Raw genomic sequence first — 22,413 nt, forward strand, 5'->3', positions numbered from 1 at the left:
ATGAGTGTTACTGCTAATTCCGTATGGAAAAATTGTTTGGTGTTTATTAAGGATAATATCCAACCGCAGGCATTCAAAACATGGTTTGAACCTATTAAACCAATCAAGTTAACAGAGAACGCATTAAGCATTCAAGTTCCCAGTAAATTCTTTTACGAATGGCTTGAAGAACATTATGTAAAACTTTTAAAAGTTGCATTGACAAAAGAGTTGGGCGAAAGTGCCAAGTTGGTCTACATCATTCGAATGGAGAACACCTATGGCAACAAAGAACCGTTCACTGAAAAAATACCAAGTTCAAACAGGGGCGCCATGGCCGCACAGGAAATGGACGTACCCATTAAATCTAAAAATCCAGAATTACGAAATCCGTTCGTAATTCCAGGAATTAGAAATATTAAAATAGAATCTCAGTTAAACCCCAATTATAATTTTGATAATTTTTTGGAAGGAGATTCCAACAGATTGGCCAGATCAGCCGGTATGGCCGTAGCCAATAAACCTGGAGGAACATCTTTTAATCCTCTATTGGTATTTGGTGGTGTTGGTCTTGGCAAAACACATTTGGCACATGCCATTGGTGTCGAAATAAAGGACAAATATCCAGAACGCACCGTTCTTTATATTTCTGCCGAAAAATTTACGCAGCAGTATATAGAATCCGTAAAGAAAAATACACGTAACGACTTTATACATTTTTACCAGTTAATTGACGTACTCATTATTGATGACGTACAGTTTTTATCCGGTAAATCTGGTACACAAGACGTATTTTTCCACATATTTAACCACTTGCATCAAAACGGTAAACAGGTCATCCTTACCTCTGACAAGGCACCCGTTGACATGCAGGATATAGAACAGCGATTGCTTTCAAGATTTAAATGGGGCCTTTCCGCAGAATTACAGAGTCCGGATTACGAAACAAGGATATCCATTTTAAAGAATAAACTGTATAGAGACGGTGTTGAAATTCCTGAAGATATTATTGACTATGTTGCAAAACATATTAAAACAAATATTAGGGAATTAGAAGGGGCCATAATATCATTGATCGCACAATCTACCTTAAACAAGAGAGAAGTTACTATAGAACTTGCCCAACAGGTAGTAGAAAAGTTTGTAAAGAATACCAAAAGAGAGGTCTCTATAGATTACATTCAAAAAGTTGTATCCGATTATTTTGAAATGGATGTTGCCACCCTTCAATCCAAAACCAGAAAAAGACATATTGTCCAAGCAAGACAACTTGCCATGTTCTTTGCCAAAAAATTCACCAAGGCTTCACTTGCTAGCATTGGCTCACAAATTGGTAAAAGGGATCATGCAACCGTACTCCACGCCTGCAAAACCGTGGATAATCTTGCTGAAACCGACAAACAGTTCAGGAAGTATATTGACGACCTAACCAAAAAATTCTCTTAATACCCCTACCCCATGAATGTGTTGATGGTTTGCCTAGGAAATATCTGTAGGTCCCCATTGGCCGAAGGCATTCTTAAAAATAAAGTAAACGGTTTTAAAATAAAGGTCGATTCTGCAGGAACTGCGGGATATCATATTGGCAATCCGCCAGATCCACGGTCCGTTAAGGTTGCATTTGACCACGGAATAGATATTAGCACTCAAAGATGCCGAAAGTTTTCAGTTAAAGACTTTGACCGTTTTGACCTTATTTACGCCATGGATAAAAGCAATTATGGCAATATTATAAGCTTAGCCCGCAACCAAAGTGATGCCTCAAAAGTAAAGCTACTATTAAACGAAATAGATGCTAAAGACAGAGAAGTACCTGACCCCTACTATGATTCTAATGACGGATTTGAAACCGTATTTCAAATGATCGACCAAGCTTGTGAAATAATTGCCACCAAAATTAAAAACTAATATGAGCACACAGAACAATGGAAAACTTGGAAGTGTTTATTTGATCCCATCTACCTTAGGAGATATGGCACCACTAGAGGTTTTACCAATTTCCATAAAACAGACCATTGAGCGACTGGACCATTATATTGTTGAAAATGAAAAAACCGCTCGTCATTTCATAAAAAAAATCAGCCCTAGAAAGTCCCAGCCTTCGCTTAAATTATCCTTGTTGAATAAGTTTACGGAACAGCAAGAAATACCAACATTTCTTAACCCCTGTCTAGAAGGCTTTGATGTAGGCATTCTTTCTGAGGCAGGTTGCCCAGGAATTGCCGATCCCGGTGCGGCGGTAGTAAAAATTGCCCATGAAAAAAACATACAGGTAGTTCCGTTGGTAGGACCATCATCCATACTTTTAGCTTTAATGGCCAGCGGAATGAACGGTCAAAATTTTGCATTTAATGGTTATTTGCCCATAGATGGTGCAGAGCGCAAAAGAACCATTAAAACTTTGGAGCGTAAAAGCAAAGAAGAAAAACAATCTCAAATATTCATAGAAACACCCTATCGTAATAACAAAATGCTAGAGGAACTCATAAGAACCTTGGCGCCCAGCACTAGAATTTCAATTGCTGCGGACATTACCCTACCTACGGAATATATAAAAACCAAAACCGCCGTGAATTGGAAAAGAGAAAATGTTGATTTACACAAAAGACCGGCAATCTTTATTATTCAAGCATAAAAAAACCTTGACAAAATAATGCCAAGGTTTCCCATTTTCATATCTACTTTAACTCTTAAATTCTTGGATTTCTTTTTGGCGAGACCATTGAGATATCATAACCAGAAAACTTTTTCATATAATTGGATATACTTGTACCATATCCGTCCTTGATATCCATTCTCCCCTGCGACCTTAGGAAAATCTTTACGTTACCTGGTCCTGCAAGGTGGGCAGCGGCCAATATACCTGATTCCGTAATCTCTATACCCCGCATTTTCATACCAACAAAACGCTTTATATCCTTTCTTAAAATCCATTTATTACGGGAAATATTTACATAAAATGCACGCTCCTGTAGTTCTGGATTACTTAAAAAATGATTACCATCATAAACACCAACCAAGGCTAACGTTCCCATGCCAAATTGGTATTTACCTAAATAACCATAGGTATTGGTAACAAAATAATTTCCTTGAGATTCTTTAAAAGCCAATGCTTCCTTAAATCCTATAAATTGACTGCCAATATAAGGCGGTCTAATTTCATAACTGGGTAAAGATGTTTCGTCCTGTGGAAACGAAACCAAAGTAGGTTCATTTAATCTTAGCTGTTCCGGAACCTTAACATTTAAAGTTTTAAAACCATAACCAGATAAAATAAACATGGCAACAAGAGGACAACTTATCAATATCCATCTTTTCATAGTATCTATTTCTTAAGACTTACAGCGACTACTATTTGCTTGCTTAAATTTCCAGGACAAAGGTAGAATGGAAATTTATGTAGAATGGGAAGGTTGTGTTAAAACTATCCAGATTTAGTTAACAAGTTCTAAAAATCGGGTAAATTACCTATCTTTTTATTTTTCTGGAGTTGATCCACCGGATGTATTGTGCCTTATTTCGGTTATGTTGCGTCAAACTTTCTGCAAACATATGATACCCAAATTTCTCCACATTGGCCACAAAATAGTAGTATTTATGTTTTTCTGGGTTAAGCACCGCATCAACGGCCGTAATGTCTGGCATAGCTATGGGTCCCGGTGGCAATCCAAGGTATTTATACGTGTTATAAGGAGAATCCAATTCCAAATCCTTATAAAGAACACGCTTAATGACCGTATCAAAATTTCCGGTTTCTTTTTTAATAGCATAAATTACCGTGGGATCCGCCTGCAGCAGCATGTTTTTACGTAACCTGTTTAAATATACTCCTGCAACTCTAGGCCGTTCATCTATTTTTGCTGTTTCCTTATGCACTATGGAAGCTAACGCAATTACATCATTGGGTGACAATCCCAAACGTTTTGCTTTCTCTTTACGGGCATCGGTCCAAAAACGTTGATATTCCTTGAACATTCTATCCCTAAAACCTTCTGCAGAAGTATTCCAGAAAAATTCATAACTATTGGGTATATACGGTGATAAGCTATTGGCTTCATTAAATCCATTTGTATTTAAAAAAGACTTATCCTTAAATGCGGCCAACAGACTTATACTATCTGCCTCTATCTGCGCAGCTATCCTACCTGCCAAATCATGTAGGGTCTCCTGATTGTTAAAAGAAACTTTTACCGGTAAGTTTCCACTTCTAAGTGAATTTACCAGTTCATTATTGTTCATTCCCTTCTTAATTCTGAATTTTCCAGCTTTAATATTCTGTAAATAGCCTTTTTTATCCGCTGCAGATTTAAAAGAATCTAAATCTGTTATAAATGGTGATAGGCGTTCTTCCAAAATTTCAACCGTGGCATCCGTTGGAATATATACAAAAGCATCGTCCGTCTCAAAACGCGTATTGGGTGTAAAAAAAGTTGAATATAGGATATAAGCAAAAATTCCACCTCCAATTAAGCCTAAAGTTATTACCCCTAAAACAATTTGTTTTGTTTTCATCACCTATTTATTTTTTGTAACAAAATTTCATTTTTATAGGAATTGCCAAGTCGCACCCAATCTTGTTTAACACCAACGGGAATAAAGCCTAATTTTTGAAACAGATGCATACTCGCACTGTTATCTTCCAAAATATTGGCATAAACCTGACGCAATCCTAACACTTCAAATGCGTAATTACAAAATAAGGTTATAGCCTCTGCCCCAACGCCTTTATTTCGCTGCAATTCATCATGGATTACTATACCCATACCTGCACGCTTGTGATTGGGGTCAAAATCAAAAAGATCAATAAGCCCAATAGCCTTATGCTCGTAATTACTAATTACCAAACGTAATTGTTTAACATCATAGATATCCCTATGGGCATTATCCAAATATAGTTGTAACACATCTTTAGAATACGGTGTAACCGTTCCGCTAATTTCCCAAACCTTACTATTGTTCTCCAATTCATATAGAAAATTAAGGTCCTCTTTTTCCAAGGCCCTTAAATACACCATATCTCCTCTTAACGTTACCACTCCATTTCTCCTTTGAACACTTGTTTAGCCTCTCCTTTTAAGTAAATGTCACTATACCCACCATTATCATAAGTAAAATCAACACTTAAGTTTCCTCCTTGGGCAGCAATTGCAATAGTGGTAGCATGTGTATTTCCCAGGTGATGCATAGCCAAAGCAACAGCTGTAACCCCTGTGCCGCAAGACAACGTTTCGTCCTCTACACCACGCTCATAAGTGCGTATACTAAAACCATTGTCCTTATTTGCTTCCACAAAATTAATATTACTTCCTTTCTCCCCATAAATACCATATCGCAACCGAGCTCCTTCCCGCTTGACATCAAATTCTTGCAACTTGTTTACCAATTGAACATGGTGAGGGGAGCCAGTATTCATGAACAATGCATTGGGTTTCTCTTTAATTTCAAGAACATCCTGCATTTTTAAACTTACCACATCTCCTTCTATTCTAGCTTTATGGCGGCCATCAATAGCAACAAATTCCATTTCCGTTCCTACAATACCCAGAAAATGTGCAAATGCCACTATACACCTACCCCCATTTCCACACATGGTACTTTCATTGCCGTCCGCATTAAAATATACCATTCTAAAGTCGGTATCATCATCATTTTCCAATAATATAAGTCCATCGGCACCAATTCCAAATCTACGATCACAGAGGTGTGCAATTAAGGCATTATTGGTATGCTCAAAATTCCCATTTCGGTTATCGATCATAACAAAATCGTTCCCGGTTCCCTGATATTTATAAAATGTATTTTTCATGTCGTTTTAAAGAAACAAATATACCACATAATTAAGTTGTATGAAGTAGTTAAAAAGTAGTTAAACGCTTATATATACTCATAAAAACCAGTAATTTTACGGGTAGTACGCTAAATTTAAATGGATTATGAAAAGAATAGCTAGTCTTCTTCTTGTTGCAGTTTTTGCCGGCGCAATAACTTTAATGGGATATAAATATTTCATCGAGAAAGAAAACTTTACCATCATTACCCAAACCAATGAAAATGGTCTTGTAAATACAAGCTATACACCTACCTCTGCAAAGGGTGCCGGAATCAACGAGGTGGATTTTACAACAGCTGCTGAAAATACGGTAAATGCGGTGGTACACGTAGCCAATATCACCTTAAGAAAAAGCCCCACCACCATATTCGATATTTTTTATGGCCACGGAGGAAGTACGGTACCTCAAATAGGTACAGGTTCAGGGGTTATCATTTCTTCTGATGGTTACATTGTTACCAATAACCACGTTATTTCCAAAGCAAACCAATTACAGGTTACCTTGAACAATGACAAAACTTACGATGCCGAGTTGATAGGTACTGACCCAAATTCTGATATTGCATTATTAAAAATAGATGCCAAGGAAAAACTACCTTACCTAGCTTTTGCAGATTCTGACCAAACAAAAATTGGCGAATGGGTACTGGCGGTAGGTAACCCTTTCAACCTAACATCTACCGTAACTGCAGGTATTGTTAGCGCCAAAGCACGTAACTTAGGCAAACACCAATCTTTTATCCAGACAGATGCTGCGGTAAACCCTGGTAACTCAGGTGGTGCCTTGGTCAATACCAACGGAGATCTAGTAGGCATAAATACGGCAATTTCTTCCCAGACCGGTTCATATATTGGGTATTCTTTTGCAGTGCCCAGTAATATTGCCAAAAAAGTAGTTCAGGATATTCTTGAATACGGGAATGTTCAAAAAGGATTTATGGGCATTAGTCCCGCTCCTATTAATACCCGCGATGCTATTGAGAAAGGAATCAATAATATTGACGGTGTATATATTGAGCGTATAGAGCCAGAATCCGCTGCAGAGGAAGCCGGTATGAAAATAGGAGATGTTATTAAAAAAGTAGACGAAATTACGGTTCATAAATATCCAGACCTTACGGGGTATCTTTCTACCAAAAGACCTGGTGACACATTAAATGTAGTAATCAATAGAAATGAAGAATTAATGGAGTTGCCATTGACCTTAAAAGAACGTCAGCAATTGGTAGTTCCGGAAATGGGCCTTGAGGTAAGAAATTTAACGGAGCGGGATAAAAGAATTTATAGGACAAAAACAGGGGTCAAAATTATTGGTGTTCCAGAACGATATAGAGGGTATGGACTATCAGAAAAAGTTATTATTAAGGTTGATGATGTAGAAATTGGAAATATAGATGATGCCTATAATGCCTTTGGGGCTATTTCAAAATATGACAAAACGGTCATTACCATGTTGGGATCCAACGGTGAACGAGACCGACTGATTTTTCAATAGAAAATTGCATTAAATTGAAGCCTTCGTAAAAACGAAGGCTTTTTTGATAATAATTATTATTAAAAGCTTTTAAATTTCATAATTTCGCAAAAAATAACAAAAAACCCATCTACTGATCATGGTTCCAACCACCACATACGAGAAAGAATTGGCCTTTCAGGCCGATCGAAGAAAAGCGACAACTGAATTCATAAAAATTGTAAGCGATTTATGGTATGACAAATCAATAGAAATCGTATTGTTCAAAAACCAAGTCATTGATAAGAACGTAAGTGATATTATTCACTTACACGAATATGCCGGAGAATTTGTACAAAAGCCAATATCAATTTTTGATTCTGTTGAAATTTTACGTGCAATTTCCAGCATACCCTTACCCCCAGCTAAACTGGATATAGGAAAGTTAACCTATGAATTTCATTCTGACGATAACACCTTTGATAACGTAAAGGATTTTGTATTCGATAAATTAAAAACTGCACAAGATTTTAAAACTATTGAACCAAAAGATGTGGTCCTTTACGGGTTTGGAAGAATAGGGAGGTTGGTTGCCCGCGAACTGATGTCTAAAACCGGCAAAGGCAATCAAATGCGATTAAGAGCCATTGTTGTAAGAGGCAACGATACCAGTGAAAACCTAGAAAAGAGAGCCAGTTTATTACGCACAGATTCCGTCCACGGAATTTTTAACGGGACCGTGAGTACGGACCATGAAAATAAAAAACTGATTATTAACGGCACTACCGTTCATGTTATTTATGCAAATGCTCCAGAAGAAATTGACTACACGGAATATGGAATTTCCAATGCCTTGATCATAGATAACACGGGTGCATTTAGAACAAAAGAACAATTAGAGCGTCATTTAAAGGCCCAAGGAGCGGAAAAAATACTGCTTACCGCACCAGGAAAGGGGATTGCCAACATCGTACATGGTGTCAACCATTTGGAATATGACCCAGATAACACACAATTGTTTTCTGCAGCCTCTTGTACCACTAATGCCATTAGCCCTATTTTAAAGGTTATTGAAGAAACTCTTGGTATTAATCACGGTCATTTAGAAACTATTCATGCTTATACCAACGATCAAAATTTGGTGGACAATATGCACAGTAAATACCGCAGAGGTAGAGCCGCAGCTTTAAATATGGTTATTACAGAAACAGGTGCCGGCCAAGCTGTTGCAAAAGCCTTACCTTCCTTACAGGGCAAACTAACCTCAAATGCCATTAGGGTACCCGTACCAAATGGATCTTTAGCCATTCTCAATTTAGAAGTAGATCAAAAAACCTCTTTAGAAGGCATTAATACCATGATTAAAAAATATGCCTTGGAAGGAGATTTAGTAGAACAGATAAAGTATTCACTTAACAAAGAATTGGTGTCTAGTGATATTATTAGCACCTCTGCCCCATCCATTTATGACAGTTGTGCTACCATAGTTTCCGGCACCGGAAAGAAGATTGTACTTTATATATGGTATGACAACGAATACGGATACTCACATCAAGTAATACGCTTAGCCAAATATATTGCAAAAGTAAGGCGTTTTACATATTACTAATTTTAATAAAAAACATCTTTTTTTCCATGCGCTACGTACATTAATAAAGGCGAACAACCTTTGCCCGTTTTTTTTTCTAAATTGACTTTAATAAAGTACTTTAGCCCACTCTAAATCATTTATTTTAATACAAGAATCTTTTACATGAAATTCAATAGAATACTATTAGTTCTGGCATTCCTACTTGTTGCAAACCTACAATATGCACAAGACACAGAAGAAAATGACAAATTATCTCTTGATGAAGGACCCATTAGCAATCAGTTCGACTATATTTCCAAACGTTCTGGTAATTACCGGGCAGATGGCGTTAGGTATGAGGTTGTAAAAGAATCCAACTTATTTAAAATACGCAAGAATGTTTTGGACTCCATTGCGGCTATGAACAAGAAAACGAACGAACTTAAGGCTACCATATCCGAGCATGAAACGACCATAAGTTCCTTAAATAAAAAACTAGAAGAAACCACTACCAATCTAGCGGCTGTGACTGAAGAAAAGGATAGTATGTCCTTTTTAGGTATTTCAGTATCAAAAGGTACGTATAATTTTATATTATGGACCATTATAGGCGGACTGTTCCTTTTATTAGGATTGTTTATTTATAAATTTAGAAACAGTAATATCCTAACCCAGGAAGCAAAACAGAATTTATCTGAACTTGAGGTAGAATATGAAGACCATCGAAGAAGGGCATTGGAACGAGAGCAGAAAATTAGTAGGCAGCTTCAAGATGAAATCAACAAACAGAAAAAAACAAAATAAACTATAAGCTCCTTACCAAGGAGCTTTTTTTTGCTATGGACGATATAATACAAATTGAATTACCACAGGTGACGGATATTGTACCTCTTTTAGACAGCTACCGAGTTTTTTACGGACAATCTTCCAATATACCTGCTGCTGCTTCATTTTTAAATGAAAGAATAAAAAATAGGGAATCCATCATATTTGCTTCATATAAAGATGGCTTGGCCGTTGGTTTTGTACAATTATACTTTACATTTTCGTCCGTCACCCTTGAACCCTCGCTTATTCTCAACGATTTATTTGTTGATCCTAAATACAGAAATAAAAATATTGGCCAAGGGTTACTTTTAAAAGCACAGGAGTATTGTACAAAGCATAAATATAAAGGGCTAGCATTAGAAACCGCTATAGATAATCCGGCTCAAAATTTATATGAAAAACTAGGCTGGAAGAAAGATGTGCATTGTTTTCATTACTTTTGGTCGGTTAAATAATCCGCTTACACACCATGCGAATAGACATAATAACGGTATTGCCCGAATTATTGACCAGTCCTTTTGAAGCTTCCATACTCAAAAGAGCCATTGATAAAGGTTTGGTAGAAGTCCATTTTCACAATTTAAGGGATTATACCAATACCAAGTATAGGAATGTTGACGACTATCAATTTGGTGGTGGTGCAGGCATGGTTCTTATGATAGAACCTATAGATAAGTGTATTTCCAGTTTAAAGGCTGAACGAGATTATGATGAAATCATTTATATGACGCCAGATGGAAACACCTTAGATCAACAAATGGCCAACCAATTATCTATGGTAGAGAATATTATTATTCTATGTGGACACTATAAAGGTGTTGACCAAAGGATTAGGGATGCCTATATTACCAAAGAAATATCTATAGGTGATTATGTGCTTTCCGGCGGTGAATTGGGAGCTGCCGTACTGTGTGATGCAGTCATTCGCCTTTTGCCCGGTGTACTCAACGATGAGACCTCTGCCCTTACGGATACTTTTCAGGACGGACTTTTGGCACCACCGGTATACACAAGGCCGGCAGAATATAAAGGCATGAAAGTTCCTGAAATTTTATTAAGCGGTAATTTTGGCAAAATAGAAGAATGGCGAGAGAACCAGGCCATGGAACGTACGCAAAAGCTACGGCCGGACCTGCTAGAATAAAACATTGCCAAGATATTTTCAAAAATTGCAAAAAATACTTGTAGGTTATAAAATTAGGATTATTTTTGCACCCTGTTAGAACAACCTCTGACGAAAATCGTGAATGTTGCTTTAATCTAATTCCAATTAACAATACAATGGAATCATTAATAAAATTTGTACAAGACGAATTCGTAACTAAAAAAGAATTCCCAAAGTTTTCATCTGGTGACACAATTACAGTGTACTATGAAATTAGAGAAGGTGAAAAGACAAGAACCCAGTTTTTTAAAGGTGTAGTAATACAAAGAAGAGGAACGGGAGCAACTGAAACTTTTACTATTCGTAAAATGTCAGGCACCGTTGGTGTTGAACGTATCTTCCCTATTAACTTACCTGCACTTCAAAAAATAGAAGTAAACAAACGTGGTAAAGTACGTAGATCAAGAATTTACTATTTCCGTGAATTAACTGGTAAGAAGGCTAGAATCAAGGAAGTTAGAGGATAAAAAAGTATCCGAAAAATATATAAAAGCTCTGTTTAAAATAGCAAACAGAGCTTTTTTTATGCACAAATGTTAACAACTCAAGTTCACAACGTGTTGATTAATAAATAGTTAAAAAACAGCAACTTATTATTTTTTTTTATATATTGAAGTGTGATTATTAAATAAGGGTGTCCAAGAAATCATTATTTAAAAATCATTTCAAAGCTTACGTTCTTTGGATTATTACTGAACTTAGTGGTTGCAATGCAACATAACACAGGTGAGTTAAAGCTTGTAAGGCTGTCGCTTTCATATAGTTTTAATGAATTAATTTGAGAGACTTACGAAATGTAAGTTTTAATTAATGAAGGTAATAAAAATGAAATATGATGTTATCTATTACGGCTTGTTATAGATACACATACTTTCAAACGTTGAATCAGTGAAGCGGATGCAATCAAGGGTTGCCGTTTTAATGAAAAATTAAAACAAACTGTCCGTAAACTTTTTCTAAAAAGCCATATCAATGTACTTGTACAATGATATGGCTTTTGTTATTTCACAAAACTTCTGTTATCTCCTTAAATATTCAAGCAAATCCTATCTTTTTAGCCTATATAAAATTGTATATTTGTTCCGCTTTAATTAAAAAAAATAAAACCAAATATGTCCAAAATATTTTATACCAAAACTGACGAGGCACCAGCATTGGCAACTGAGTCATTTTTACCTATTGTAAAAGCTTTTACTAAAACTTCAGGAATAGAAATAGAAACTAAGGATATTTCATTGGCAGGTAGAATTGCCGCAACCTTTCCAGAATTTCTAACACCAGAACAACGGGTATCTAACGATTTGGAAGAATTGGGCAAAATGGCCAAACAGCCAGAAGCAAATATTATAAAGTTACCAAATATTAGTGCGTCTATACCGCAATTAAATGGTGCAATTAAAGAATTGCAAGCCAAAGGATACAACTTACCTGATTACCCAGATGAACCTAAAAATGATGATGAAAAGGAAATAAAGGCAAAGTACGATAAGATTAAAGGAAGTGCCGTAAACCCTGTATTAAGAGAAGGTAACTCTGATCGTAGAGCACCAAGGGCCGTAAAGAACTATGCTAAGCAAAACCCGCATAGTATGGGAGCTTGGAGTTCAGATTCAAAAACTCATGTAGCTACTATGGGAGATGGTGATTTTCAAGCTAATGAAAAATCCTTGACCGTACCAAATGCCATGGCCGTACAGATTAAATTGGCAGGTAAAAACGCTACTTCCATATTAAAAGAAAATGTTGATCTTTTGGAAGGTGAGATTATTGACGCCACCGTAATGAACAAAACTGCATTGTTAGATTTTCTTAAAAAGGAAATTAAGGATGCTAAAGAACAAGGTGTACTATTTTCAGTACACTTAAAGGCTACCATGATGAAAGTGTCCGATCCAATTATTTTTGGCCACGTGGTAGAAACCTTTTTAAAATCTGTATTTGAAAAGTATGAAGCTACGTTTGACCAATTAGGTATAAGTCCTAATGATGGCTTGGCAAGTTTATATCAGAAAATAGAACAATTACCGGCCAACGAGACTGCTCAAATTAAGCAAGATTTGGATGAAGCTTTCAATAATGGTCCAGATTTGGCCATGGTAAACTCAGATAAAGGAATTACCAATCTACATGTACCAAGCGATATTATAATTGATGCATCCATGCCGGCAATGATCCGTAATTCTGGACAAATGTGGAATGCCAATGGTAAACCACAAGATACCAAAGCTGTAATCCCAGATAGTAGCTACGCAGGTATTTATACCGCAACCATAAACTTTTGTAAAGAACATGGCGCTTTTGACCCTACCACCATGGGTACGGTGCCCAATGTGGGGCTAATGGCTCAAAAAGCTGAAGAATACGGCTCTCATGACAAAACCTTTGAAATTCAAGAGCCTGGCAAGGTCCAAGTAGTGGATATAGCCACAGGTAAAGTGCTTTTGGAGCATGAAGTGGAAGAAGGTGATATTTGGCGTATGTGCCAAGTTAAGGACGCCCCTATCCAAGATTGGGTTAAATTAGCAGTTTCAAGGGCTAGAGCTACGAACGTACCAGCCATTTTCTGGCTAGATGAAAACAGATCGCATGATGCCGAACTGATTAAGAAAGTAAATGTTTACTTAAAGAACGAGGATACTCAAGGTTTGGATATACAAATCATGGCACCCACAGCGGCAACGGAATTCACTTTAAAGAGAATGAAGGCAGGGAAAGACACCATATCTGTATCCGGTAATGTCCTTAGAGATTATTTGACCGACCTATTTCCTATTTTAGAGGTAGGTACCAGTGCCAAAATGTTGTCAATCGTACCATTAATGAACGGTGGTGGTTTGTTTGAAACAGGTGCAGGTGGATCCGCTCCCAAACACGTTGAACAATTTTTAGAAGAAGGACACTTACGTTGGGATTCCCTAGGGGAATTTTTAGCCTTGGGTGTTTCACTGGAGTTCTATGGTGAAAAGAATAATAATTCTCAAGCCAAAATACTTGGTGATACTTTAGATAGCGCTACGGAAAAATTCTTATTGAATGATAAGTCACCTTCTAGAAAAGTAAAGGAATTGGATACCAGAGGCAGCCATTTCTATTTAGCTAAATATTGGGCCGAAGCTCTGGCCGAACAGAATGATAACGCTGAGTTAAAGGCTATTTTTACTACCGTTAGTAGTCAAATTAACCAGCAAGAGGACCAAATTCTACAAGAATTGATTGATGCTCAAGGCACCGAACAGAATGTAGGTGGATACTTTAAACCAGATGAAGTAATGGTAGCAAAGGCTATGCGCCCTAGCACAACGCTTAACAGCATCCTTAGCAATCTATAATACTATTTAGGCATTAGATTCAATACCCTTAACCTTTGGTTAAGGGTATTTTTATTGGGTCCGTTTTTAACCAATGAACTAGTATTCTAAGTATTTTTACAAAAAAAATTGATGAAGGAATATTTTAAAATTATTCTTTTCTGTACCATTCTTCACTTTTCTACCGCTTGGGGGCAACAAAAGTTTACACTAAGTGGCACCGTATTGGAGAGCCAAAGTAATGAAACCTTAATTGGGGTTACCATTGCTTTTCCAGAGTTACAAACAGGGGTTACTACCAATGAATACGGTTTTTATTCTATTACCTTACCAGAAGGCACTTATAAAATCAACATTAGCTATTTGGGCTTTACTGATATCATGCAGGAAATCGTTTTATCGGAAAATAGAAAAATGGATTTTTTCATGAACGAAGAAGCCGAACAACTTGATGAAGTAGTGGTGAGCGAAAATGTGGAGAAAATGGATATCAGAAAGCCACAGATGAGTGTTAATACACTTTCTATTGGCACAATTAAAAAGATACCAGTAATTCTAGGTGAGGCAGATGTTATAAAATCCATATTATTATTGCCCGGAGTTACCAATGCCGGTGAAGGGGCTTCTGGGTTTAACGTTCGTGGTGGGGCCGCCGACCAAAACCTTATTCTTTTAGATGAAGCTATAATTTTTAATTCTTCCCATTTGTTCGGCTTCTTTTCTGTTTTTAATCCAGATGCAATAAAGGATGTAAAACTATATAAAGGTGGAATTCCTGCACGATACGGCGGTAGGGTTTCTTCCGTTCTCGATATTTTTCAAAAAGAAGGTAACAGCAAGAAGTTTAAAATGAATGGAGGTATTGGTGCAGTTGCCAGTAGATTATTGGTAGAGGGTCCTATTATAAAGGACAAGGCCGCTTTTCTTATTGGCGGCAGAGCATCTTACGCGCATCTTTTTTTACCACTGTTCGATATTGACAACACGGCCTATTTTTATGACTTAAACACCAAACTGAACTATAGGCTCAATGAAAAAAACAATATTTTTCTTTCCGGGTATTTTGGTAGGGATGTTTTTGGTATTAACGAAAGCTTTGTAAACACCTATGGTAACGCGGTTGGAAATTTTAGATGGAACCACTTGTTTTCTGACAAATTGTTTTCTAACCTATCGCTCATATATTCAGATTATTATTACGGACTTAAACTAGATTTCGTTGGTTTCAATTGGAATTCAGGTATTCGGAATTTTAATATCAAATACGACCTTAAGCATTATCTAAGCGATAAGCTCCAGGTAAACTATGGTGTCAACAATATATACTATCAATTTAATCCGGGTAAAATAGAGCCTAGTAATTCAGAATCTGGCATTGTAGAGGAACAATTAATTCAAAAATATGCCAATGAATTTGCTGCTTACATAGATATAGAGCAACGTATTACAAATAATCTTAGTGTGGGCTATGGATTGCGTTTTAGTCATTTTATGCGATTAGGTCAAGATGAATTAAATGTTTACGCCAACAACAACCCAGTGGATTTTGACCCATTTTTGCTCATTTATAAGGAAGCGGAGCCCATAAATGTAATCAATCCAGGTAGAGGTACTACGCTGTCTACATTTAGTAATTTTGAACCAAGGGCATCCCTATCGTATACATTGAACGAAACGAGTTCCTTAAAAGCAAGCTATACAAGGCTAGCACAATACCTACACCTTTTATCCAATACCAGCTCCCCTACCCCCTTGGATGTATGGACACCGAGCGGCCCTTTCGTTAAACCGCAACTGCTAGACCAATACGCACTGGGATATTTTAAAAATTTGGCGGATGGAGACTTCTCTGTTGAAAGTGAGGTGTTTTATAAAGACGTTCAGAATAGGATAGATTATATAGATGGTGCCAACCTCATAGCCAACAATGCCATAGAACAGGTAATACTAAATGGTGAAGCACGTGCTTATGGCCTAGAACTTTTATTACGTAAAAACGAGGGTAAATTACAAGGTTGGTTAGCCTATACCCTTTCTAAATCTGAACAACGAACCCCAGGCAGGGCATCGTTTGAAGATGATGGTAGAAGCAATTTGGAATCTGGCATTAATTTTGGAAATTGGTACAACACCCCATATGATAAAACTCACGACATTTCTTTATTCGTTAATTATGAACTAAACGAAAAATGGAGTTTTAGTAGTAATTTTACCTATCAAACGGGCCAACCTACCAATTATCCTATTGGTCAATTTGAATTTGAAGGTCTCACCATACCCTACTACGGCCAACGTAATAGTGAACGCTTACCGGACTATAACCGTTTGGATCTTTCCGCAACCTTGACCCCCAAAAAGAATAGAGAGAAAAAAATCAAAGGAGAATGGGTTTTTAGCTTATATAATGTATATAACCGCCGTAATGCAGCTTCAATCAACTTTAGACGTAATGATGATACCGGAGCCAATGAAGCAGTAAGGACCTCTATTTTTGGTATTGTACCTGCGGTAACCTATAATTTTAAACTATAAAATCATGAAAAAGTTAATAATGATCCTAATACTTGGTTTGTTCTTTTCCTGTGAGGACGTAGTTGATGTTACCTTACCGGAAAATGATTCACGACTAATTGTGAACGGCGTTATTAGGGTAGACGAGACAGAGGAATTTGTACCCGTAGAAATTACGGTTACGGAAAGTAGTTCTTTTTTTGAAACCAATACGATTGCAAATTTAAAAAGCGCGGCAATTTTTTATGGAACTCCAAATCCAAATGCCCCAGAAATTCTTGAAGGAGGCGGAATTTCCTATTTAACGGAACTAGAACCCGGCTCTGGTAAATGGGTGCCTGATCCATCATATGACAGCGACCAAAGAATACGCGTGCAAAATATTAATGAAGGTGATGTTTTTCAACTTATCCTTGAAACTGAGCAGGAACGTTTTTTTGCCTCTACTACCTACGTAAAATCTGTACCCATAGATACTTTGGAGCAGGGAGACCAAACGTTATTCTCTGGAGATGAAACAGAGGTCATTGTTACTTTTACTGATAATGGAGATCGAAATGATTTTTATATTCTTGATTTCGATTTTAATGAATATTTAGTTACCGAAGATGAATTCTACCAAGGACAGACTTTTGTTTTCTCCTATTTTTATGATGCAGACTTGGCCCTGAATTCAGATGATATCATTGAAATTAGTTTATTGGGAGCTACTGAATCTTTCTATAATTACATGAACCAAATAATTGTGCAATCAGGTGGCGACCAAGGTCCATTTCAAACTCCCGCCGCAACTGTAAGGGGAAATATTACCAATGTTACCGGTTTAGACAACAATGAAGTTAAAGATAACGTAGAACGCTCTAATAATTATGCCCTTGGCTATTTTGCCATTGTACAGGAACACAAAAAAAGTATCGTAATACAGGATGAAGAGAACTGATAAAGATTTACTCGTTAAAGGCCTTAAAAAACTAGGAACTACCGTTATCTTAATGTTTACGGCCCCATTTATTCTATGGCAAGCATTTAAAAATCAAGAACATCCATTTTTTTGGCCTGTATGCATTCTTGGTATTCTTCTAGCGGGTTGGGCCGTGATCATGGGGTTTAAAGGTATTTCTACAATTGTTGACTCGGTATTTGGTAAAAAAACAAAGAACACCTAATCTTTAGGAACTTTTGAAGGTTTTTTCCATTTGTTATAAAGTTGGTCATAATCGTAATCCAATACTGTTGCTTGTCGCTCCAATTTACCTTTGGAAAAGGCGCGTTGCAAAATATCTTCAATTAAATAATCTTCCTCTACCTGGTCTGGGTGAAACTCTTCCTTTATACTGATTTTAAACAGCTTAGCCGTCGTATTGTACCAAAACGCACGCCAACCATTTCTTAAGTCCTTCACCAGATCAAACGCCGTAGAACCGGTTTGTCTATAAATTAATTTCACCAGAATCTGACCTTCTGTTCGGGTAAGTTTCTTTAACTCTTCCGAGAATTCCTCTTCAATATACTTTTGAACTTTTTTTGTATACCTTTTTCGCTTGCGGTTGTTCTTAATACTTGCTAAACTATCGTTTAACTCTACCAACCTTTCTGCGGCAAGTTTAGCATAAGGATAAACTTTTTCAGTCTTCCTACGAAGAATATAATACCGTAATTTATCATCATAAGATGAAAATTTCAGTTTTCCAAAAACATAGGTTTCCTCAAGGGCTATTGAACTTTGTACCAAAGAATCACCTGCAACTATAATCAATCTTTCAGCAACGGAATCCAACTCCTGCTCTGCCACCTGTGCATTACAGAACGACAAAGACGTCATATATAAAATAAAAAATACAATGTTATATTTCATTGACACAGGTTAAGCAAAAGTCTTGCCAAAATTAATCATTAATACAAAAGGTTATTATTAATACAACGCTAATATTGTTAAGTTTGTATCTTAAAAATATGTAGATGGCGAATAATAAAATAATAACGGACGAGTCTTTGGACTTTTTTGAAAAATATCTAAATAACGCTGCACCTACCGGCTATGAATGGGAAGGGCAGAAATTATGGATGAACTATCTTAAACCATATGTGGATACCTTTATTACGGACACGTACGGAACCGCAGTGGGTGTAATAAACCCCGATGCCAAATACAAAGTGGTCATAGAAGGTCATTCAGATGAAATTTCTTGGTATGTAAATTATATTACGGACAATGGCTTAATCTATGTCATTAGAAACGGTGGCAGTGATCATCAAATTGCAACTTCTAAATGGGTGGACATCCACACTAAAAACGGAATCGTTAAGGGTGTTTTTGGCTGGCCTGCCATACATACTCGTAAAGGCGAAAAAGAAGAGCTTGCTCCAAAATTGGATAATATTTGTATAGATATAGGAGCAAAGGATAAGGCTGAAGTTGAAAAAATGGGTGTTCATGTAGGATGTGTAATCACCTACCCAGACACATTTCATGTTTTAAATGGCGATAAGTTTGTTTGTAGGGCCATTGATAACCGTGCAGGTGGTTTTATGATTGCGGAAGTTGCTCGTTTGCTCCATGAAAATAAAGTTGAGCTTCCTTTTGGACTATATATCACCAATTCCGTTCAAGAAGAAATTGGACTGCGCGGAGCCGAAATGATCACGCAGACCATAAAACCAAATGTGGCTATTATTACTGATGTCTGTCATGACACCACCACACCTATGATTGAAAAGAAAACTCAAGGTCATACGGAAATTGGTTTGGGACCTGTTATTTCCTATGCCCCTGCGGTACAAAATAAATTGCGTGAGCGCATTATAGAAACTGCCGAAGCAAAGGAAATACCTTTTCAGCGTATGGCTGCATCACGTTCTACGGGAACTGATACAGATGCATTTGCGTATAGCAATGGTGGCGTAGCCTCTGCTTTAATTTCTTTACCATTACGATATATGCACACCACCGTTGAAATGGTGCACAAAGACGATGTTGAAAATGTTATCAAATTGATTTACGAAACCCTTTTAAATATTAAGGAAGGGGAAACCTTTAGTTATTTTGATTAAGCAATACAATCCCTCTTACTACTTATAGAGGGATTTTTTTTACCTATGGATGAACGAATTGATATTTTAAATGAGGACGGTTCCCCTACCGGTACCACCCAAATGAAGTCTTTTGCCCATGCAAATGGACTTTTTCATGCTACGGTACATATTTGGTTTTATACCAAGGAGAAACAAATTTTATTACAGAAACGAGCATGGAATAAAGATATTTTTCCTGGTTTGTGGGATGTTTCGGTTGCGGGACATATTGGTGCCGGAGAAGAAATAATAGATTCTGCCCTTCGAGAAACACAAGAAGAAATAGGATTGGAAATTCAAAAAAAAGATTTACAAAAAATTGGAGTATTCAAATCTGTCCAAGACCATTCTGCTAGTTTAATGGATCGTGAATTTCACCATACCTTCATAGCGGAATTAACCGTTCCTTTAAACAGTTTAACAAAACAAGAAAGTGAGGTAGATGACCTTAAATTAATGCCAATAGATACGTTTCTTACAGCATTGAAAACAAAACAAGATGCTCCTTTTGTGCCCCACTCTCTTCAATATTACGAAACTACTGCAAGAGCAATAAAACAGCAATTACTATAAAGGTCTAAAATTGGAACTTTACGGAGACCAACCAATGCATGTAGACATTCCAATAAAAACACCTACTAAGACACTAAATCTACCTATCGGATTTCTAGCATTTTATGTTAGGCTTTAATTTTTCTAAAGTCATTCTTTAATTATTTACAACTCAGAAATAAATGTATCTACTTCTGAAAACGAGTAAGTGGTCTGTTGGCCACTTTCCATGTGTTTGACCACAAAGGAATTTGAATTTAATTCTTCTTCACCCAATAGAATAACATGTGGTACTTTTCTATTATTGGCGTATTTAAATTGCTTTTGAATCTTTGCGTCTGATGGATACAAATCTGCATACACCCCTTTTTTACGCAATACCGTTATTAATTTTAAGGAGGCCAGTGCTTCTTTTTGTCCAAAATTAAGGCAAAGTACGTCAAGTGATTTATCTACGGAATGTGGAAACAAGTTCAATTCTTCCAATACTAAGTAGACTCTATCCAAACCAAACGAAATACCTACACCACTCACATCTTTTAATCCAAAAATACCGGTAAGGTCATCATATCTTCCCCCGCCTCCTATAGAGCCCATTTTAACGCCCTCTGGAGCAGCGACTTCAAAAATAGCCCCTGTATAATAATTTAATCCTCGGGCCAATGTTACGTCAATTGCTAGTTTGGCAGACTGCAGACCTATGGATGAAATTGTTTCCAGAATAAACCTGAGTTCCTCCAAACCTTTCTTACCTTCTTCCGAACCCTCTAGCAAAGCATCCAATCTTTCTAGCTGATCTACATTACTTCCTTGTGGTTCAAAAAGCGGAGAAGCTTTTTCAATGGCCTCCACAGAAATTCCTTTGGCCAACATTTCTTTCTTTACTCCTTCCGCACCAATTTTATCCAACTTATCCAAAGCAACGGTAAAATCTATCAATAAATGTTTAGCACCAATGACTTCTGCAATACCTGCCAAAATCTTTCTATTGTTCATTTTAATGGTTACCCCATCTAACTTCAAGTCTGCAAAAACGGCATCATATAATTGTACAAGCTCTACTTCTTGCAATAAGGAATCTGATCCTACAACATCTGCATCACATTGAAAAAATTCCCTAAAACGACCTTTTTGCGGTCGGTCCGCACGCCAAACCGGCTGAATTTGATAGCGTTTAAAGGGGAAACTTAGTTCATTTTGATGCATTACCACATAACGCGCAAAAGGTACCGTTAAATCATATCTTAACGCCTTCTCCGTAATCTTAGGGGCTATTGTTGAGGACTCTTTGGAACTATAAGTGACATCATCTACCTTACTTATAAAATCTCCCGAATTTAAAATCTTAAAAATTAAACGGTCACCTTCCTCCCCGTATTTACCCAATAGGGTTTCAGAATTTTCAAATGAAGGTGTTTCTATTGGTTGAAAACCAAAGGTTTTAAAGTTTTTCTTTATGGTATCAAAAATATAATTGCGTTTTGCAATTTCAGAAGGAGAAAAATCTCGTGTACCTTTTGGTATAGATGGTTTTTGTGCCATTAATGTTCGTTTGATTTACAAATATAACCTTCATTGAAGTAGACTACAATGAAGAAAGACTAATAAACAATTGTTACTGTAGTTATGAAGGTTCAATAACCTTCTCAAACCATTGATACAACTCGCCCTTTGTAATAACCGCTCCTTGTTGTAACAATAAAAATTTGTCTACGTTTTTATCATCGGTATAAGCTTTGGAGGCCGTAAGGTATTCTACAAAATCTGACTGCCAATTTTTCCTAAACCAACCAAAGCCTTCTTTGGTAGTTAAATCTACTTCAGGATTGATTACCTTGACCGAAATTAACTTCATCTCCTTTTCCGTAAGATGGAATAAATGCATTTGATCTTTAGAAATGTTTTCCAAATATGCCACTTTGGTCAAAACTCCCTCCCAGACCAAATCGCTAAAAACATCTATTTCCTCTTCAGCAACTTTTGGCTTATCCTTTTTAATTGTTTCCCACTCATCACCTGTTATAGATTGCGTTGCTAAGAAATTAATAAATTCTTGGTGTAATTCTTCCAGTTGTTCCTTTGTAAGTCTTGTATACTTCATATTGCAAAAATAAAAAGCCCCAACAGAATTGTTAGGGCTTTTTC

General features: G+C 36.8%; 22 protein-coding genes. 15 read left to right on the top strand and 7 right to left on the bottom strand.

Annotation, left to right across the window (positions count from 1 at the left end; all coding sequences use genetic code 11):
* The 3 genes from dnaA to ABVM52_RS00015 are packed head-to-tail and all read left to right on the top strand — an operon-like array spanning position 1 to position 2,614.
* Complete coding sequence (dnaA, locus tag ABVM52_RS00005) at positions 1-1,425, top strand: chromosomal replication initiator protein DnaA (RefSeq protein ID WP_405382447.1); 1,425 nt, start codon at positions 1-3, stop codon at positions 1,423-1,425.
* Positions 1,426-1,437: 12 nt separating this feature from the next.
* Positions 1,438-1,887, top strand: a complete 450-nt coding sequence (locus ABVM52_RS00010) for a low molecular weight protein-tyrosine-phosphatase (RefSeq protein WP_405382449.1) — start codon at positions 1,438-1,440, stop codon at positions 1,885-1,887.
* 1 nt (position 1,888) lies between these two features.
* Positions 1,889-2,614, top strand: coding sequence for an SAM-dependent methyltransferase (locus ABVM52_RS00015; RefSeq protein WP_405382451.1), 726 nt, complete (start codon positions 1,889-1,891; stop codon positions 2,612-2,614).
* Between the two features lie 55 nt (positions 2,615-2,669).
* Here the strand turns inward: ABVM52_RS00015 and ABVM52_RS00020 are convergent, their stop codons facing one another.
* From ABVM52_RS00020 to dapF, 4 genes are all read right to left on the bottom strand, one after another.
* Complete coding sequence (locus ABVM52_RS00020; RefSeq protein ID WP_405382453.1) at positions 2,670-3,299, bottom strand: hypothetical protein; 630 nt, start codon at positions 3,297-3,299, stop codon at positions 2,670-2,672.
* Positions 3,300-3,447: 148 nt separating this feature from the next.
* Positions 3,448-4,491 carry an endolytic transglycosylase MltG gene (mltG, locus tag ABVM52_RS00025; RefSeq protein WP_405382455.1) on the bottom strand — a complete coding sequence of 348 codons (1,044 nt, stop codon included), beginning with the start codon at positions 4,489-4,491 and terminating at the stop codon, positions 3,448-3,450.
* Positions 4,491-5,015, bottom strand: coding sequence for a GNAT family N-acetyltransferase (locus tag ABVM52_RS00030; RefSeq protein ID WP_405382457.1), 525 nt, complete (start codon positions 5,013-5,015; stop codon positions 4,491-4,493). Before ABVM52_RS00030 ends, mltG begins: the two co-directional genes overlap by 1 nt.
* On the bottom strand, positions 5,009-5,785 hold the full coding sequence (gene dapF, locus ABVM52_RS00035) for a diaminopimelate epimerase (RefSeq protein ID WP_405382459.1): 777 nt from the start codon (positions 5,783-5,785) through the stop codon (positions 5,009-5,011). The genes ABVM52_RS00030 and dapF overlap by 7 nt, the downstream gene beginning before the upstream one ends.
* Positions 5,786-5,912: 127 nt before the next feature.
* On the opposite strand from dapF, the gene ABVM52_RS00040 reads away from it, so the two are divergent.
* From ABVM52_RS00040 to ABVM52_RS00085, 10 genes are all read left to right on the top strand, one after another.
* Complete coding sequence (locus ABVM52_RS00040; RefSeq protein ID WP_405382461.1) at positions 5,913-7,304, top strand: S1C family serine protease; 1,392 nt, start codon at positions 5,913-5,915, stop codon at positions 7,302-7,304.
* Between the two features lie 118 nt (positions 7,305-7,422).
* Positions 7,423-8,871: a glyceraldehyde-3-phosphate dehydrogenase gene (locus ABVM52_RS00045; RefSeq protein ID WP_405382463.1), complete on the top strand. Its 1,449-nt coding sequence runs from the start codon at positions 7,423-7,425 to the stop codon at positions 8,869-8,871.
* 144 nt (positions 8,872-9,015) lie between these two features.
* Positions 9,016-9,636, top strand: a complete 621-nt coding sequence (locus tag ABVM52_RS00050) for a tRNA (guanine-N1)-methyltransferase (protein ID WP_405382465.1) — start codon at positions 9,016-9,018, stop codon at positions 9,634-9,636.
* Between the two features lie 35 nt (positions 9,637-9,671).
* On the top strand, positions 9,672-10,115 hold the full coding sequence (locus ABVM52_RS00055) for a GNAT family N-acetyltransferase (RefSeq protein ID WP_405382467.1): 444 nt from the start codon (positions 9,672-9,674) through the stop codon (positions 10,113-10,115).
* Positions 10,116-10,129: 14 nt separating this feature from the next.
* The gene (trmD, locus tag ABVM52_RS00060; protein WP_405382469.1) at positions 10,130-10,804 is read left to right on the top strand and encodes a tRNA (guanosine(37)-N1)-methyltransferase TrmD; all 675 of its coding nucleotides are present in this window, start codon (positions 10,130-10,132) and stop codon (positions 10,802-10,804) included.
* 137 nt (positions 10,805-10,941) lie between these two features.
* Entirely contained in the window at positions 10,942-11,292 is a 351-nt protein-coding gene (rplS, locus tag ABVM52_RS00065) for a 50S ribosomal protein L19 (RefSeq protein WP_089260171.1), read from the top strand.
* A gap of 645 nt (positions 11,293-11,937) precedes the next feature.
* Complete coding sequence (locus ABVM52_RS00070) at positions 11,938-14,154, top strand: NADP-dependent isocitrate dehydrogenase (RefSeq protein WP_405382471.1); 2,217 nt, start codon at positions 11,938-11,940, stop codon at positions 14,152-14,154.
* A gap of 111 nt (positions 14,155-14,265) precedes the next feature.
* Positions 14,266-16,665, top strand: a complete 2,400-nt coding sequence (locus ABVM52_RS00075) for a TonB-dependent receptor (protein WP_405382473.1) — start codon at positions 14,266-14,268, stop codon at positions 16,663-16,665.
* 4 nt (positions 16,666-16,669) lie between these two features.
* On the top strand, positions 16,670-17,584 hold the full coding sequence (locus tag ABVM52_RS00080; protein WP_405382475.1) for a DUF4249 domain-containing protein: 915 nt from the start codon (positions 16,670-16,672) through the stop codon (positions 17,582-17,584).
* On the top strand, positions 17,571-17,810 hold the full coding sequence (locus tag ABVM52_RS00085) for a DUF6095 family protein (RefSeq protein ID WP_405382477.1): 240 nt from the start codon (positions 17,571-17,573) through the stop codon (positions 17,808-17,810). The genes ABVM52_RS00080 and ABVM52_RS00085 overlap by 14 nt, the downstream gene beginning before the upstream one ends.
* On the opposite strand, the gene ABVM52_RS00090 is transcribed toward ABVM52_RS00085, so the two are convergent.
* Positions 17,807-18,499, bottom strand: coding sequence for a DUF4294 domain-containing protein (locus ABVM52_RS00090; RefSeq protein WP_405382479.1), 693 nt, complete (start codon positions 18,497-18,499; stop codon positions 17,807-17,809). The genes ABVM52_RS00085 and ABVM52_RS00090 overlap by 4 nt on opposite strands.
* Positions 18,500-18,603: 104 nt before the next feature.
* Here ABVM52_RS00090 and ABVM52_RS00095 point away from each other — a divergent pair, with 104 nt between their 5' ends.
* Both ABVM52_RS00095 and ABVM52_RS00100 read left to right on the top strand, forming a co-directional pair.
* Complete coding sequence (locus tag ABVM52_RS00095; protein WP_405382481.1) at positions 18,604-19,695, top strand: M42 family metallopeptidase; 1,092 nt, start codon at positions 18,604-18,606, stop codon at positions 19,693-19,695.
* Positions 19,696-19,740: 45 nt separating this feature from the next.
* Positions 19,741-20,289 (top strand): NUDIX domain-containing protein, encoded by a 549-nt coding sequence (locus ABVM52_RS00100; protein ID WP_405382483.1) that lies wholly within the window; start codon positions 19,741-19,743, stop codon positions 20,287-20,289.
* A gap of 144 nt (positions 20,290-20,433) precedes the next feature.
* Here ABVM52_RS00100 and hisS read toward each other — a convergent pair whose 3' ends face one another.
* Both hisS and ABVM52_RS00110 read right to left on the bottom strand, forming a co-directional pair.
* Positions 20,434-21,810, bottom strand: a complete 1,377-nt coding sequence (hisS, locus tag ABVM52_RS00105; RefSeq protein WP_405382485.1) for a histidine--tRNA ligase — start codon at positions 21,808-21,810, stop codon at positions 20,434-20,436.
* 82 nt (positions 21,811-21,892) lie between these two features.
* Positions 21,893-22,369, bottom strand: coding sequence for a DUF6495 family protein (locus ABVM52_RS00110; RefSeq protein ID WP_405382487.1), 477 nt, complete (start codon positions 22,367-22,369; stop codon positions 21,893-21,895).
* Between the last annotated feature and the right edge of the window lie 44 nt (positions 22,370-22,413).

This window comes from Maribacter sp. LLG6340-A2, from assembly GCF_045057105.1.
In the GTDB taxonomy this organism is placed as follows: Bacteria; Bacteroidota; Bacteroidia; order Flavobacteriales; family Flavobacteriaceae; genus Maribacter.